10 protein-coding genes and 1 tRNA gene are annotated in these 17,226 nt (G+C 32.9%); 7 read left to right on the top strand and 4 right to left on the bottom strand.

Features of this window, described 5'->3' with window-relative positions; translation table 11 throughout:
• Positions 1-85: 85 nt before the first annotated feature.
• Positions 86-1,471 (top strand): MATE family efflux transporter, encoded by a 1,386-nt coding sequence (locus tag ACO5J6_RS00455; RefSeq protein WP_485641357.1) that lies wholly within the window; start codon positions 86-88, stop codon positions 1,469-1,471.
• Between the two features lie 99 nt (positions 1,472-1,570).
• Here ACO5J6_RS00455 and ACO5J6_RS00450 read toward each other — a convergent pair whose 3' ends face one another.
• Both ACO5J6_RS00450 and ACO5J6_RS00445 read right to left on the bottom strand, forming a co-directional pair.
• A complete protein-coding gene (locus tag ACO5J6_RS00450; protein WP_485641355.1) occupies positions 1,571-2,989 on the bottom strand; it encodes a C69 family dipeptidase in 1,419 nt (472 codons plus the stop codon).
• A gap of 131 nt (positions 2,990-3,120) precedes the next feature.
• The gene (locus ACO5J6_RS00445) at positions 3,121-4,545 is read right to left on the bottom strand and encodes a C69 family dipeptidase (protein WP_485641353.1); all 1,425 of its coding nucleotides are present in this window, start codon (positions 4,543-4,545) and stop codon (positions 3,121-3,123) included.
• Positions 4,546-4,841: 296 nt separating this feature from the next.
• Here ACO5J6_RS00445 and ACO5J6_RS00440 point away from each other — a divergent pair, with 296 nt between their 5' ends.
• From ACO5J6_RS00440 to ACO5J6_RS00425, 4 genes are all read left to right on the top strand, one after another.
• On the top strand, positions 4,842-6,149 hold the full coding sequence (locus ACO5J6_RS00440) for an adenylosuccinate synthase (RefSeq protein ID WP_485641351.1): 1,308 nt from the start codon (positions 4,842-4,844) through the stop codon (positions 6,147-6,149).
• 11 nt (positions 6,150-6,160) lie between these two features.
• Positions 6,161-7,603, top strand: coding sequence for an adenylosuccinate lyase (gene purB, locus ACO5J6_RS00435; RefSeq protein ID WP_485641350.1), 1,443 nt, complete (start codon positions 6,161-6,163; stop codon positions 7,601-7,603).
• A gap of 75 nt (positions 7,604-7,678) precedes the next feature.
• A tRNA-Gly gene (locus ACO5J6_RS00430) sits at positions 7,679-7,754 on the top strand.
• Between the two features lie 197 nt (positions 7,755-7,951).
• Complete coding sequence (locus ACO5J6_RS00425; RefSeq protein ID WP_485641348.1) at positions 7,952-8,941, top strand: YiiG family protein; 990 nt, start codon at positions 7,952-7,954, stop codon at positions 8,939-8,941.
• A gap of 233 nt (positions 8,942-9,174) precedes the next feature.
• Here the strand turns inward: ACO5J6_RS00425 and ACO5J6_RS00420 are convergent, their stop codons facing one another.
• Positions 9,175-9,894, bottom strand: a complete 720-nt coding sequence (locus tag ACO5J6_RS00420; protein ID WP_485641346.1) for a YebC/PmpR family DNA-binding transcriptional regulator — start codon at positions 9,892-9,894, stop codon at positions 9,175-9,177.
• Between the two features lie 141 nt (positions 9,895-10,035).
• Between ACO5J6_RS00420 and ACO5J6_RS00415 the strand changes: the two genes are divergently transcribed.
• Entirely contained in the window at positions 10,036-14,355 is a 4,320-nt protein-coding gene (locus tag ACO5J6_RS00415; protein WP_485641344.1) for a PolC-type DNA polymerase III, read from the top strand.
• A 247-nt stretch (positions 14,356-14,602) separates the two neighbouring features.
• Here the strand turns inward: ACO5J6_RS00415 and ACO5J6_RS00410 are convergent, their stop codons facing one another.
• Positions 14,603-15,334 carry a C40 family peptidase gene (locus ACO5J6_RS00410; protein ID WP_485641342.1) on the bottom strand — a complete coding sequence of 244 codons (732 nt, stop codon included), beginning with the start codon at positions 15,332-15,334 and terminating at the stop codon, positions 14,603-14,605.
• 161 nt (positions 15,335-15,495) lie between these two features.
• Between ACO5J6_RS00410 and ACO5J6_RS00405 the strand changes: the two genes are divergently transcribed.
• Positions 15,496-17,166: a formate--tetrahydrofolate ligase gene (locus tag ACO5J6_RS00405; protein WP_485641341.1), complete on the top strand. Its 1,671-nt coding sequence runs from the start codon at positions 15,496-15,498 to the stop codon at positions 17,164-17,166.
• Positions 17,167-17,226 lie beyond the last annotated feature (60 nt).

The following is a 17,226-nucleotide window of genomic DNA, read 5'->3' as shown; positions in this document are numbered from 1 at the left end:
AAAATTAAAAAGAATAATCAAAAAGAATAATTAAAAGATTTCTAAATATATAATTTTCAAGGAAATTAATTAGATAGGAGAATATATGGAAGATATAATGAAAGAAGAAAATGTGAGAGAAGAAGAAAACCCGCTGGGATACAGACCGGTGAAAAAACTTCTGACGTCAATGGCAGTTCCTGCGGTAGTGGCAAATCTTGTAAATGCACTGTATAATATTGTGGATCAGGTGTTTATAGGTCAGGGTGTGGGATATTTAGGAAATGCAGCTACAAATATAGCTTTTCCTATTGTAACTATATGTCTTGCAATAGGATTAATGATAGGAATAGGCTCCGCCGCAAATTTTAATCTTGAATTGGGAAGAAAAAATCCTGATAAAGCAAAACATGCAGCAGGAACAGCAGCCGGAATGCTTATAATCATAGGTATTCTGCTTTGTATTATAATATTAATTTTTTTGAGACCGATGATGATTGCTTTCGGAGCGACTGAAAAAATACTGGATTATGCAATGGAATACACAGGAATTACGTCATTCGGAGTGCCGTTTTTGCTGTTTTCCATAGGGACAAATCCTTTGGTAAGAGCCGATAGAAGTCCGAAATATTCGATGATAGCAATTGTTATAGGAGCTATTTTAAACACAATTCTGGACCCTGTGTTTATGTTTATTTTTAATATGGGAATAGCAGGAGCGGCATGGGCAACAGTGATAAGTCAGATTGTTTCGGCACTTTTACTGCTCGGATATTTTACAAGATTTAAATCTGTAAAATTTGAATTGAAAGATTTTATACCTAAGTTCAGTGCTGTGAAAATCATAATATCATTAGGAATTGCTTCATTTATATTTCAGTTTTCGACAATGATTATACAGATAATGACCAACAATCTCTTGAAAATATACGGAAATATGTCCGTTTATGGAAGTGATATTCCAATCGCAGTGGCAGGAATTGTGTCCAAAGTAAATGTAATCTTTATAGCCGTCGTAATAGGAATAGTACAGGGGGCACAACCTATATTCAGCTATAATTATGGAGCAAAAAATTATAAAAGAGTGAGGGAAACTATGAGAATATTGTTGAGAGTTACGTTACTTGTTTCAACGATTACTTTTATCATTTTTCAGACTTTTCCCGCACAGATAATATCTTTATTCGGTTCAGGAAGCGAACTGTATTTTAAATTTGCAGTGAAATATATGAGAGTATTCCTTATGTTTATGTTTATTAATGGAATACAGATTGTCGGCTCGACATTTTTCCCGTCAATAGGAAAAGCTGTAAAAGGGGTAATTATATCGTTGATGAAACAGATATTAGTATTACTGCCTTTGTTGATTATATTGCCTATGTTTATGGGAGTGAACGGAATAATGTACGCAACTCCCGTTACGGATTTTATTTCATTTGCAGTAGCAGTAATTTTCTTAATATATGAATTTAGAAAAATGCCGAAAGAGTAATTCAAGAAAGCAATAAGACAGTAACAAAAAAGAGACCTGTTCATAACATAGTCTCTTTTTATATTTCTATTTTTATAATATTGTCGTAATTGTTATATTTTATTTTTTCAATAATTTTTCCTGAGCTTTTACAAATTCAAATGCTTCTTTTCCATTTTTTAAAGCAAGGTCAGTTGCAAATTTTTCAGCTTCTTTAGGAGACATTTTAGCTATTTTTTTGTTTAACTCATTTTGTTCGGCTATTTTTTTATTTTCATAGTCTTTAATTTTATTGAAAAATTCTTTCTGAGCATTGACAGAAGCTTTATTCATAGCAGTATTTACAGTTTCGGATACCCAGTAGAAAGAGTTTGCATCATATTTTCCGCCTTTTACGTGATAAGCATCATAAGTGGCATTTATATTTCCATAATAAGGAATATAAGGTGAATATTTTGAGCTTGCCATTGTGAGCCACATAATTCCTCCTACATTTGCAGGTAAATCCTTTTTGATTTGGAAAATATGAGATTCTATTACATTTTCATTATTTATAGGATATTTGTAATCGTCTCCTTTTTTTCCGTCCATTTGAGGTTTAAATTTTGTATTTTCAAGACGATTTCTCAAAACGCCCATTACGTCCTGTAGACTGATTTTTTTGTCGGAAGATTGGAAAAATTCAAATCTGTCGTCATTATAGTTAATTTTTGCTTTCGGGTTTATTTGTAAAATTCCTGAATAAGCACGCGAACGATTTCTTTCAGCAAATTCAGGTGCGTATGATTTAGCTAAGTGCATTTTTCCATTTACAGCTACGTAACTGCCTGCGTCTTTAGCAACTTTTTCTATGCCGTCTGATTTTATTACATTATTTTTATCATTCAAATCAACAGTTCCAAGAAAAAATGTATTAGGGAAAACTGAAAATTTATCATCAGGATATTTTACAGCAACAAACTGATGTCCTGAATAAATTTCGATATACCACATTTCTTTTTTATCAGCAATTACTAAAATATTTCCTTCAGCAGCACCTTTAGTTTTTATTATTTCGGCAAGACGTAAAACTCCTTCTCTTGCAGTTTTTACATAAGGTAAAATAACTGTAGGCATTGCAGATTCAGCGATACCGTCTTTTACATAAGGGTCTATTTTTTTGATTTTGTCATTGGAATCAGCAGAAACTGTAGTATCTATAGCTACACCGTATTCGTTATATCCGGCTTCGTCAAATATACCTTCCTCAGGGGTAACATCAGGAACAGAAAAATATTTAAATCTTTCTTCGGGAAGTGTATAGGTAAATCCGTTACTTGCATCTTTGAATACTGTTCCCGGTTTATTTTTTCCTCTTTCATGGACAACAAAATTCTTGTTATGTTCAGGAGTTTCTAAAAAGTCCTCATTTCGACCGAAAATAAAGCTCCCATCTGTCGTCAGTCCTTTACCTACAATGACTCCTGTACATCCGAGAACATATGTTGAAAATTGAGTCATTAATGTAAGTAAAACCATTGCAGAAAATAATTTTTTCATAATTTATCATCTCCTAATTGTATTTAATTATATTTATACATAAAAATTTATTGAAACAAAAGTAAAATCCGAAAAATATAAAGAAAATTTATTTGAAAAAATAAGTCTGATTTCAAAGAAAAACTGCAATATTATTTTTTCAATGATTTTTCTTCATTTTTTACAATTTCATAAGCTGCTTTTCCATTTTTTAATGCGAGGTCAGTTGCAAATTTTTCAGCTTCTTTAGGGGACATTTTAGCTATTTTTTTGTCCAGTGCATTTTGTTCGGCAACTTTTTTATTTTCAAAATCTTTAATTTTTTGTAAATATTTATTCTGTACATCTTTAGAAGCAGTTTCCATATTGATATTTACATTTTCAGCAACCCAGTAGAAAGAATTTTCATTGTATTTAGTACCTTTTACATGATAAGTATCATAAGTGGCATTTATATTTCCATAATAAGGAACAAATGGAGAATATTTGGCTCCTGCCATCGCAAGCCAGACAATTCCTCCCACATTTGCAGGTAAATCTTTCTTAATCTGGAAAATATGAGTTTCAATACCGTTTTCATTGCTTATAGGATATTTAGCAGTATCTGTATTTTGTTTTCTTTTAGCCACTGTAAATTTTGTATTTTCGAGACGATTTCTCAAGACAGCCATTGCGTCCTGTACGGATATTTTTTTATCCCTTGTCTGGAATAATTCGTATACTTCATCGGTATAAGTAATACCTGCTTTAGGATTTAAATGCAAAATTCCTGAATAAGCACGTGAACGGTTACCGTCTGTCATTTCAGGGGCATAAGATTTTGCAAGGTGCATTTTTCCTTTTACTGCCACATAACTGCCTGCGTCTTTAGCAACTTTTTCTATATTATCTGATTTTATTACATTATTTTTATCATTTAAATCAACAGTTCCTAAGAAAAAAGTGTTTGAAAATACAGAAAATTTGTCATCGGGATATTTTATAGCAACAAACTGATGTCCCGAATAAATTTCGATATACCACATTTCTTTTTTGTCGGCGATCACAAGTACATTTCCTTCAGCGGCACCTTTAGTTTTTATGATTTCAGCCAAACGTAGAACTCCCTCTCTTGCAGTCTTTACATAAGGCAGAATAACCGTAGGAATAGCAGATTCTGCAAGACCGTCTTTTACATAAGGGTCAATTTTCTGAATTTTTTCATTAGCTTCGGCAGAAACTGTAGCGTCTATAGCCACGCCGTATTCATTATATCCCGCTTCGTCAAATATTCCCTCTTCGGGAGTAACATCGGGAATAGATATATATTTAAATCTTTCTTCGGGAAGCGGATATGTAAATCCGTTACTTTCATCTTTAAATATAGTTCCCGGTTTGTTTTTTCCTCTTTCATGGACAACAAAATTTTTATTATGGTCAACGGCTGCTGTAAAGTCCTCATTTCTTCCGAAAATAAAACTTCCGTCCGTCGTAAGTCCCTTACCTATAATAATTCCTGTACATGCAAGGACATATGTTGAAAATTGGGTCATTAAAACAAGCAAAATTAAAAGAAACAATGTATTTTTTTGCTTCATAACTTCATCTCCTATCTTAAAATATTATTCATTTAATTAAAGTATAGTTTGAAAAAATATTTAATAAGGAAAATTTTCCTCTATTTTTTTGTATAATCGGTATATTTTAAATATAAAAAATAATATTTATTCTGTTTGTAAAATTTTTAGTTATACGAAACAGCCGTTTGCTAAGAAAAAATAAAAATGCCAATTATTTATAATTGAAAAAAGGATATAAATATAGTAGAATAAATAGTAAAAAGAATTATTCATTATATCATCAGTTATCATAAATCAAAGAGGAGGAATAATAAATGGAAGATAAAACTTTCGTAATTGTAGGTACTCAATGGGGAGATGAAGGAAAAGGAAAAATAATAGATGTTCTGTCTCCGAAAGCTGACTATATTGTAAGATTTCAGGGAGGGAATAACGCGGGTCATACTGTTGTCGTAAATGACGAAAAATTTATCCTGCATTTATTGCCTTCGGGGATTATAAATTCTGACGGTAAATGTGTAATAGGTGCAGGAGTTGTAGTAGATATCGAAGTTTTGCTCAAAGAAATAGAAGAGCTCGAAAAAAGAGGGAAAAAACTCGATAACCTGTATATTGATGAAAGAGCCCATATAATAATGCCTTATCATATTGAGATAGACAAGGCAAAAGAAGAAGCAATGGGAAAAAACAAAATAGGAACTACTCAAAGGGGAATAGGACCGTGCTATATCGACAAGATAGCGAGAAACGGAATAAGAATAGGAGATTTGCTTGATACTGAAAGATTTAAGGATAAACTGGAATGGAATATAAAAGAAAAAAATGATATGCTTACGAGATATGGAAAAGGGATATTTGATTTTGATGAATTATATGACAGATTTATGAAACTTGGTGAAAAAATAAAACATAGAATAATAGACGGAGTCCTCGAAATAAATGAAGCAATAGAAGAAGGGAAAACAGTTCTCTTTGAAGGGGCACAGGCATTAATGCTGGACATTGACTATGGGACATACCCTTATGTAACGTCATCTTCACCTACGGCAGGAGGAGTAACTGTAGGTACGGGAGTTTCTCCTAAAAAAATAAACAGAATACTCGGAGTTATGAAAGCCTACACGACGAGAGTGGGAGAGGGGCCTTTCCCTACAGAGCTTAGCGATGAAACAGGGGAAAAATTGAGAACCGTGGGACATGAATACGGAGCGACAACAGGCAGACCGAGAAGATGTGGCTGGCTTGACCTTGTAATAGGAAAATACGCCGTACTTATAGACGGTCTGACTGATATTGTACTGACAAAATTGGATGTTCTTACCGGATTTAATAAAATCAAAGTTGCCGTAGGATATGAAATAAACGGGAAAATCTACAATTCTTATCCCGGAAACTTGAGAAAATCTGAAAATCCGAAAATAATATATGATGAACTTGACGGCTGGAAAGAAGATATTACTAAAGTAAAAAACTATGATGATTTGCCAGAAAACTGTAAAAAATATGTTGAATATATCGAAAAAAAACTGAAATGCAACGTTTCGATGATTTCTGTCGGTCCTGAAAGAAGTCAGAATATTTACAGATATGATTTAATAGATAAAGTAGAAATAAAAAAATAGGAGGAAAATAAATGAAAGATATGAGTATATACTCAAATCCTCTGGCGGAAAGATATTCAAGCAGGGAAATGCTTCATGTATTTTCTCCGGAATTTAAATTCAGAACATGGAGACAGCTGTGGATAAATCTGGCAGAAGCCGAAAAGGAACTTGGGCTTGATTTTATTACGGACGAACAAATAGAAGAACTGAAAAAATATAAAGATGATATTGATTTTGAAAGAGCAGCAGAATTTGAAAAAAAATTAAGACATGATGTAATGGCTCATGTACATACTTATGGAGAACAGGCGAAAAATGCTAGAAAAATAATACATTTGGGAGCTACGAGTGCATATGTAGGAGATAATACTGATTTGATCCAGATAAAAGAAGGATTAATCATAATAAGAAAAAAATTACTTTCATTAATTCAAAAAATGAAAGAGTTTTCTTTGGAATATAAAGCTCTTCCTACTTTGGGATTTACTCATTTTCAGGCGGCGCAACTGACTACTGTGGGGAAAAGAGCCACTCTATGGCTCCATTCGATGCTTCTTGATTTTGAGGAGCTGGAGTTTAGACTGGAAAAATTGAGATTCAGAGGTGTAAAAGGAACTACAGGAACGCAGGCAAGTTTCAAAGAACTCTTTGACGGAGATTTTGAGAAAGTAAAAAAACTGGATAAGCTTGTTACCGAAAAAGCAGGATTTGAAATAAAACAGGGAGTTTCAGGACAGACTTATGACAGAAAAGTCGATGCTCAGATATTAAACCTGCTCTCAAATATTGCCCAGTCGGCTCATAAATTTACAAATGATTTCAGGCTGCTACAACATCTGAAAGAATTGGAAGAGCCATTTGAGAAAAATCAGATAGGCTCGAGTGCAATGGCATATAAAAGAAACCCTATGAGAAGTGAGAGAATATCATCCCTTGCAAAATATGTAATTTCAAGTTCACAGACAGGTGCATTGGTTTTTGCAACACAATGGTTTGAAAGGACGTTGGATGACTCTGCGAGTAAAAGACTATCCGTTCCGCAGGCATTTTTAGCTGTGGATGCTATTTTGATTATATGGCTTAATATAATGGACGGAATCGTAGTTTACCCTAAAGTTATAGAAGCAAATATCCAAAAAGAACTACCTTTTATGGCTACTGAAAATATTATTATGGAAGCAGTCAGAAAGGGTATGGACAGACAGGAAGTACATGAAATAATAAGGGAACTTTCCATGCAGGAAACAAAAGAAATAAAAATAAATGGCAAACCTAATAATCTCATAGATAGAATTATAAAAGACGGAAGACTTGGATTAAAAACCGAAGATATGAAAGGGATTTTAATTTCATCAAATTATACGGGATTTGCAGCTAAACAGACAGAAGATTTTATTAAGGAAGAAATTGACCCGATACTTGAGAAATATAAGAATGAGATTGATAATAAAAGAGAAGAATTGAGAGTATAAAAAATAATATCAAAAATTACAAAAAACTATTGACATAATTCATAAAATAATGTAATATTTCTAAGTGGACAAAATGCGGGAATAGCTCAGTTGGTAGAGCGCAACCTTGCCAAGGTTGAGGTCGCGAGTTCGAGCCTCGTTTTCCGCTCCAAAAAAATTACAAAGAATGAATTTATAATTTAGAGGGATTTAAAATAAGGATTTTTTAATACCTCTTTTTGTTTTAATGCTCTCAAAAAACAATTCAATAATAAAAAATGAAAAATCTCAAAATATTTAAAAAATAACTATTATAGTTATAAAATATTAATGTAAAAAATAAATTTAAGAAAGAGAGAGGATTGAGAAATGAAGAAAATTTTAATTGTATTATCAATGTTATTGCTTTTAATTTCATGCGGAAAAGGAAAGGATAAATCTGACCCGCTTAATTTGGGAGGAAACAAAGATGATAAAAAACAGAGTATGAGTGAAATACAGAAATATAACTCATATATAGGAGTGTACAATGATTTGCTAAGTCTTGACGGAGATATTAACAGTTATTTTGAAGACGCAGGTGATAAAGAGCAGTTTCAAAAACCTAACGGAAGTGTAAGTGTGAATTTTTCAAGAGTAGATGACATAATGAAAAAAATCAAGGAAGCTTCTTCAGCAAAACCTGCTATGGCGGGAGTAGATAAAACTTCCAAAGATTTAGTTCCGGTACTTGAAGAGCTTCTTCCACTTACTCAGGATATGAAAGCTTATTATGACGGAAAAGATTATACAAGTGATAATTATAAAAAAGCTCAGGAATTTCACACTAAATTTTTAGCTGTTGTGAAAAAATATGATGCAGCTGTTCTTCAGTTTAGAGCAGAAATGGAAAAAGTGATAGCTGTACAGAAAGAAAAAGAAGCGAAAGAATTACAAAAAGCAGGAAGAAAGATAGATTATAGTAAAATGCAAATCTTAAGTGTAAGTGAGGAAATATTGTCAGAAATTCGTAATCAAAATCTTAACGGAGCAAACTTTACATCAGGAGACCCTTCAAAATTCAAACCATTACAGGAAAAATTAATTAATATAGTAGCTGAATTTCAAAAAGTTGCAAGAGACCCTGAACAGCTTAAAAAAGAAGGATATGAAAGTTATAAAATAGATAGTTTTATGAGAGAAACAAATGATTTTAAAGCAAGTGTAGCTAATTTTGTACAAAGAATGGAAGCAAAGAAAAAAATAGATAATTTTCATCTGCAAAACAGCTTTTTCCTTGAAAATGAGGACGGCTCACCTGAAAATGTTGTTAAGAGTTTCAATGAACTTGTGGGAGAGTATAACAGTTTAAATAGATAAGATTAAAAATGATACAGTAAAAATTGGAAATTGAAAATATTATAGATAATTAAATAGATAAATTAAAAGATAATGTGTTATGAAAAATTAGATGAAATTAAGATTTTCCAATAAACATATAGATTAATAAACACATAAATTTAAGAAAGTATATAAAAATCGGAAACAGCTTGATAAGAATAAATTTCTTGCTCAATGTTTCCGATTTATTTTTTATAATTCTGATATTTGAATTATAATTCACCTGCAAAGTTATGATGAACTTTCTGAACATCATCGTCATTTTCAAGGATATCAATAAGTTTTTTTAATTTTTCAGTATCTCCCTCAGAAAGTGTTTCGACTTCTATTGAAGGAACATACTCTATATCAGCTTCAAGCAGGTCATACCCTGCATTTCTAAGAGCCGAAGATACATCATCAAAACTGTCGGTAGTAGTTATAATTTCAAAACTGTCATCGTAAGTCTTCATATCTTCCATACCTGCTTCAAGAGCTGTTTCCATTAATTCATCTTCTACAATTTTATCAGTTTTTTCTATAACAATTACACCTTTTCTGTCGAACATATATGAAACACATCCTGAAACACCGAGATTGCCTCCATTTCTATCAAAGGCAGTTTTTACTGATGAAGCGGTCCTGTTTTTATTATCAGTCAGTCCTTCGACAATGATTGCAACTCCCCCCGGTCCATATCCTTCATAGTTCAGTACCTCATAACTCGTAGAACCGTCAGCTCCCGACCCTTTTTTTATAGCTCTCATAATGTTATCATTAGGCATATTTATAGCTTTCGCTTTTTCTATAGCATGTTTTAATGCTACATTGTATTCAGGGTCTGCTCCGCCTCTTGCGGCAACAGTTATAAGTCTGACAAATTTAGTAAAAGAAGCTGCTCTTTTTCTGTCCTGAGCTTCCTTACGTCCTGCTATTGTACCATGTCTTCCCATAAAATCCTCCATTCAAAATATATGAAAGATTATAACATATTTTTTTGAAAAAGAAAAAATTTTTGTAATAATTTTTTGAATATTGTATAATATATAATATAAAAAATAAAATAGAATTATAAAAAGCAAAGGAAAGAAAAGATGTCCAAAAAATATTTGAAATTAAAGCCTAACGAAGGTTTTACAGCAAAATATGATATGAAAAATTTTGAAATAGAGCATATAAATTTATATTCTGAAAAAAAGGAAATGGAAGTATTTCTAAATATAAATGATTATGAGGCAAAGGAAGAAATAAAAGAATTTAGACAGCTTCTCTATAAAAAGTTAGGAAATGAGCTGATGTTGAAAATAAGAATAAGTGTAAAAGCCGAGCTTGTAGAAAAAGATATGAATGAGTTTATAAAATTTATAATAGAAAATTATAAAGCGGAAAGTATGAGACATCAGTATATTTTTGCCAATTATGAAATAGAAAGTCTTGAAGATGAAATATTTATAAAGCTTCCGTCGGAACATATGATAGAAGAGGGGAAAAAGACTGAAATATTAAGGGATTTATCCAAAAGAATGTTGGACATAACTAATAAAAATTTTAATATAGAATTTACAACAGGAGATTTTAAAGATATTAAAAAAGCCGAAGAAGGAAAAGAAATTTTAAAAAATACTGTAAAAGCTCAGGAAATACCTAAAATTAAAATAGAAGAGGAAGATACGAAAAATAACTGGAAAGACAGTAAGAAAAATACTTCATATAATGGCAGCTTTAAAAGAAAAGTTCAGGATAGGGAAGCGAGTGAATTCAGCATACTCGAAAGCCTGAATACAAGTGAAAACATAGCCCTTGAAGGTCAGATATTTCATGTAGATACTTCGGAAACAAAAAACGGAAATCTGAAATGTGATTTCCTGATTACTGATTACAACGATTCCATAGGATGCAGAATATTTGCAAAAGACACTACGGAACTTAAAGATATAAATCTGAATGACTGGGTAAAAGTAAACGGAATATTTGAGGCGGACAGATTTACCGGAGAATATTATATAAACACAAAGAGAGTAGATAAGATAGAGCCTAAAATTTTTTCAAGAAAAGACAATGCGGAGAAAAAAAGAATAGAGCTTCATGCTCATACAAATATGAGTGAAATGAGCGGAGTTGTTTCGGCAAAAGATTTGGCAAAAAGAGCAAAGGAATTTGGACATAGTGCTGTTGCTGTTACCGATTTCGGAGTGGTGCATTCATTTCCGTTTGCATACAAGGAATCTGATGAAAATTTTAAAATAATTTTCGGAATGGAAGCCTATGTTGTAGACGATGAGCAGGAAATGATAACCAAACCGTCCGACAAGCTTATAGAAGAAGAAATATATGTAGTATTCGATATAGAAACGACAGGGCTTGACCCTTATAAAGACAGGATAATTGAAATCGGAGCCATTAAATTAAAAGGTAAAGAAATAATTGATGAATTTTCAGTATTTGTAAATCCTGAAATGGACATTCCCGAAGAGATAACAAGGCTAACAAATATTACAAATGATATGGTAAAAGATGCTGAAAAAGTTGAAGAAATATTACCAAAATTTTTGGAATTTTGTAAAAATACGACTGTTGTAGCCCACAATGCCAAATTTGATGTAGGATTTATTAATCAGAAAGCTAAAAATCAGGGATTGGAATACTCACCAAGTGTTATAGACACTCTCCATTGGGCAAGAATATTGCTGCCTGAACAAAAAAGGTTCGGTTTGAAATACATTGCCAATTATTTCAATGTTTCCCTTGATAATCATCATAGAGCTGTAGATGATGCAAAAGCTACTGCGGAAATATTTCAGAAATTTTTGAATATGATATTGAGCAAAGGTGTTTTAAACCTAAATGAAATAAACAGTGAGCTTCAGACAAATATACAAAATGCGGATACACTGAATACGATTATACTTGTAAAAAATCAGCAGGGATTAAGGGATTTGTATGAGCTTGTATCGAGAAGTCATATTGAGTTTTTTGGAAACAAGAAACCGAGAATACCGAAAACACTGTTAAATCAAATGAGAGCTAATCTTCTCCTTGCCAGCTCGGCTTCGGCGGTATACGGAAATTCAGGAGAGCTTGTAAATCTTTATTTACGTGGTACGGAAAAAGACGAGATAGAAGAAAAAGCCAAATTTTATGACTATATTGAAATACAGCCTCTTTCCAATTATTCGGATATGGAAGGGGAAAATCTCACGGAAATGGAAAGCCAAGGTATTATCACCGAGATGAACAAATATTTCTATGAATTGGGAAACAAGCTGGGGAAAATAGTAGTCGCTACAGGAGATGTTCATTATCTCGAAGAGAGAGAAGCTATAAATCGTAGTGTCCTCGTTCTTGGTAGCGGAATGGGTCGTCGGGTATTTTCTTACGATAAAAAACTCTATTTCAAAACAACTGACGAAATGCTTGAAGAATTTTCTTATTTAGGAGAAAATGCAGCCTATGAAGTTGTAGTGGATAATACAAATAAGATAAATGATATGATTGAAAATGTAAGACCTATTCCTAAAGGTTTCTATCCGCCAAAAATAGAGGGAGCGGAAGAAGAAGTGAGACAAACGGCTTATAAAAAGCTTCATGAATTATATGGAGAGAATATTCCTGAACATTTGAATGAAAGAGTGGAAAAAGAGCTGAACTCCATAATAGGAAATGGATTTGCCGTACTTTACCTTATAGCCCAGAAACTCGTTAAAAAATCCCTTGATAATGGTTATCTTGTAGGGTCAAGAGGGTCCGTGGGTTCATCTATAGTAGCGTATCTAATGGGAATAACTGAAGTAAACGGACTTTATCCCCATTACAGATGTCCTAATTGCAAACATAGTGAATTTATGGAGTTTGAGGGAAGCGGTCCTGATTTGCCCGATAAAGTATGTCCTGAATGCGGAACACCATATATAAAAGACGGACATGCTATACCTTTTGAAGTATTTATGGGATTTAACGGAGATAAAGTACCTGATATAGACTTGAACTTTTCGGGAGAATATCAGGGAGAGATACATAAATATACGGAAGAGCTGTTTGGAGCGGATAATGTATTCAGAGCGGGAACAATTGCCACATTGGCAGAGAAAAATGCTTTCGGATATGTAAAAAAATATTTTGAGGAAGTAGAAGGAACACCTGAAATAAGCAAAAGAAAAGCTGAACTGACAAGGATTGCCAAAGGTTGCGAGGGAGCGAGAAAAACTACGGGACAGCACCCCGGAGGAATGATAGTTGTACCGAAAGACAAGTCAATATATGATTTCTGTCCTATTCAGAGACCTGCTAACGATATGAATGCTGAGTCCAAGACGACACATTTTGATTATCACGTAATGGATGAACAGCTTGTAAAACTTGATATACTCGGACATGATGATCCGACTACATTGAGAATACTGCAAGATTTGACAGGAAAAGATATTTATACTATCCCTCTTGACGATAAAAAAGTAATGAGTCTTTTCAGTGGAACAGAAGCACTGGGAGTAACTCCCGAAGAGATAGGCTCTCCGACAGGTTCATCGGGAATACCCGAATTTGGGACTTCGTTTGTAAAACAGATGTTGGTAGATACTAAGCCTAAGACTTTTGCCGAACTTGTGAGAATATCGGGACTGTCTCATGGAACGGACGTGTGGTTAAATAATGCACAGGAATATGTAAGACAGGGGATTGCAACATTAAGTGAAATAATAACTGTCCGTGATGACATTATGAACTATCTGATTGATAACGGTCTTGATAAATCGGTAGCATTTACGATAATGGAATTTGTAAGAAAAGGACAGCCTACTAAAAATCCTGAAAAATGGAAAGAATATTTGGAAATAATGAAAAATCATAAAGTAAAACAGTGGTACATTGATTCCTGTGAGAAAATAAAATATATGTTTCCTAAAGGGCATGCTGTAGCTTATGTAATGATGGCTGTGAGAATAGCTTATTTCAAAGTTTATTATCCGTTGGAATTTTATACGGCATTTTTGAACAGAAAAATCGGGGATTTTAAAATGACGGTTATGTTTAAGCCTATCGATGAACTGAAAAAAATGAAAAAAGAGTTTGAAAGAAAACCGAACTTGAATGTTAAGGAAAAGCAGGAATTATTTCTATATGAAATTCTGATTGAGATGCATTATAGAGGAATAGAACTGTTACAAATTGATATTTATAAATCGGAGGCCACTTCTTTCACGATAGAAAATGGTAAAATCAGAATGCCTTTAGTTGCAATGGACGGGCTTGGAGAGGCTGTAGCAGTCAATGTAATTAATGAAAGGAAAAACGGAGAGTTTCTGTCAATAGAAGACCTCGTGAAAAGAACAAAACTTAATAAAACTGTAGTGGATTTACTGAAAACGTATAATTGTGTACCTGAATTATCGGCAACTAATCAGCAGACATTATTTTAAAAAGAATAAAATTATTCCATAATATAAAAAACAATATTTATAAATTCTTTAAAATTTTACAATATAAAACAAGAAATAAACGTCAGAAAAAAATTATCTGTTTGAACTTTTAGGCAAGTTTTTGATTTTTTCTTAGCGAATGAATGATTTTATATGAGCAAAATTTTATTAAAAAATAAATATTGTTTTTTATATTGTTATTAAGAAAACTTTTTCTTGAAATAGTGTTTTTAAAATATCTTCCTTTTTATTTCTTGACTCTTACTCCATATTTAAAATATCTTTTCCAATAAGGGCTTTTAAGTGATGACATTACTACTCCTTTTGAAGAAGAAGCATTGATAAATAAGGAGTTTCCGACGTAGACTGCTGTATGGTTAGTTCTGCCTTCGGGTCTAAAGTATACAATATCCCCGGGTTTCAGATTTTTATGGGAAACTTTTCTTCCTTTTTTTATCTGTTGTACAGAAACTCGCGGTAATTCTTTGGAATAAACTTCCCGATAAACTCTCCGCGTCAGAGCTGAACAATCGATACCTCTTTTAGAATCTCCTCCCCACGCATATTTTGTACCTCTCCATTTACTGTAAGAAGTAAGCAGTTTTTTTTCGATTGCTGCGGATTTTTTCTGGCTGATATTTCCTGATTTTGCAACTTTTTTATGTTTCTGTTTCAGTTCATTCATTTTGGATGTAATAAGAAGAGTTCTGTTATTGGCAGGAACCGCATAAATACTTGTATCTTTATGGACATTAGCACCTTTTTTCGGAAAATGTCCTTTTTTGGTTTTGGATGCAACAGTTTTTGGAGAATGCGCTTTTTTAGCAGCCACAGTTTTTACAGATACTGCTTTAGATTTAGCATTTACAGTTCGATGAGTAGTTCTGCTGCCTTTTTTTCGTATTGTTTTTCCAAGAGGGTTTGAATAGATAAATCCAAATATCATAAAGACGACTATTAAAAATTTCTTATTTTTCATTAAGGCTCCTTGATTTGATTATAGTTTATTTAAATTTATAAGTTTTTATAAAATAAATTTTATTTCATAATTGTATCATTTATTTTGTAAAAAGTAAAATTAAACTGGACTTATATTAATTTTTTTTAGTATAATATAAAAAACATAATTAGGAGGTAAAAATGACGGATTTAGAAATTGCACAAAAAGCAAAAATGGAAAAAATCAATGTTATTGCTGAAAAAATAGGACTTACTGAAGAAGATTATGAACAGTACGGTAAATACAAGGCGAAAGTAGATTTAAATGTATTGAAAAAACATTCAGATAAGAAAAACGGAAAGCTGATACTTGTAACGGCAATAACTCCGACACCTCCGGGAGAGGGGAAATCCACTGTAACTGTGGGACTGACACAGGCTCTGAACAAGTTCGGTTACAAATCGATTGCAGCATTGAGGGAACCGTCTTTAGGACCTGTATTTGGTATGAAAGGAGGAGCTACAGGCGGAGGAATGTCTCAGGTCGTACCTATGGAAGAGATAAATCTTCATTTTAACGGGGATATTCACGCAATTTCTGCCGCACATAATCTTATTTCCGCCTGTATCGATAATCATCTGTCTCACGGTAATGAACTTGATATAGACGTAAACAATATAAGCTGGAAACGTGTTCTTGATATGAATGACAGAGCATTGAGACATATTGTAGTCGGTATGGGAGGAAAAGCTAACGGCATTCCGAGAGAGTCGTCCTTTCAGATAACTGTCGCCTCTGAAATAATGGCAATATTCTGTCTTGCCGAATCTATTTCCGATTTAAAAAATAAAATTGGAGAAATAGTATTTGGTTATAACAGAAAAGGTGAAATGTTAAAAGTAAAACAGCTCAATATACAGGGAGCCGTAACAGCGTTATTGAAAGACGCGATAAAACCGAATTTGGTACAGACACTGGAAAATACTCCTGTATTTATACATGGGGGACCTTTTGCCAATATTGCCCATGGATGTAATTCCGTTCTGGCTACAAAAATGGCACTTAAATTGTCGGATTATGTAGTAACTGAAGCAGGTTTTGCGGCAGATTTGGGGGCTGAAAAGTTTCTTGATATAAAGATGAGAAAAGCAAAGCTTGAACCTGACGCAATAATAATAGTTGCGACAGTAAGAGCATTGAAACATCATGGAGGAGATCTGGATCTGAAAAATGAAAATATAGAAACACTGAAAAAAGGTCTTGTAAACCTCGAAAAACATATTGAGAATATGCAAAAATACAATATTCCCGTTTTAGTTGCAATAAATAAATTTATAACTGATACTGACAGGGAAATCGAAGAAATTCAAAAATTCTGTAATTCAAAAGGTGTAGAAGCAGCTCTTTGCGAAATTTGGGAAAAAGGCGGAGACGGAGGAAAAGAATTAGTAGATAAAGTGATTGGTGCTATTAGCAGAAATGAAAAGTCCGAAAAGAGATTTTATTTCTTATATGATGAAAAGTTACCGATTAAAGAGAAAATTGAGATAATATGCCGTGAAATATATGGTGCCGACGGAGTAAATTTTACACCCAAAGCATTGAACAATATAAAAAAATACACTGAATACGGCTATGATAATCTGCCTATCTGTATTTCCAAAACTCAAAAGTCATTATCGGATAATCCTAAATTACTGGGGAGACCTCAAAATTTTGAAATTACAATAAATGAGATAAGATTATCGGCAGGAGCGGGATTTTTGGTAGCAATGGCAGGAGAAATAATTGATATGCCGGGACTTCCTAAAAGACCGTCAGCAGAGTTGATTGATATAGATGAAAATGGTGTAATTACAGGTTTATTTTAAATTATAGAATTTTCAAAAATTTATAGACGAAACAGTTTCATAGGAATACACAGAGAATTT

It is taken from the genome of Pseudoleptotrichia sp., assembly GCF_057270515.1.
Note: the sequence above shows the minus strand (reverse complement) of the source record. Positions and strands in the feature narration are given on the sequence as shown.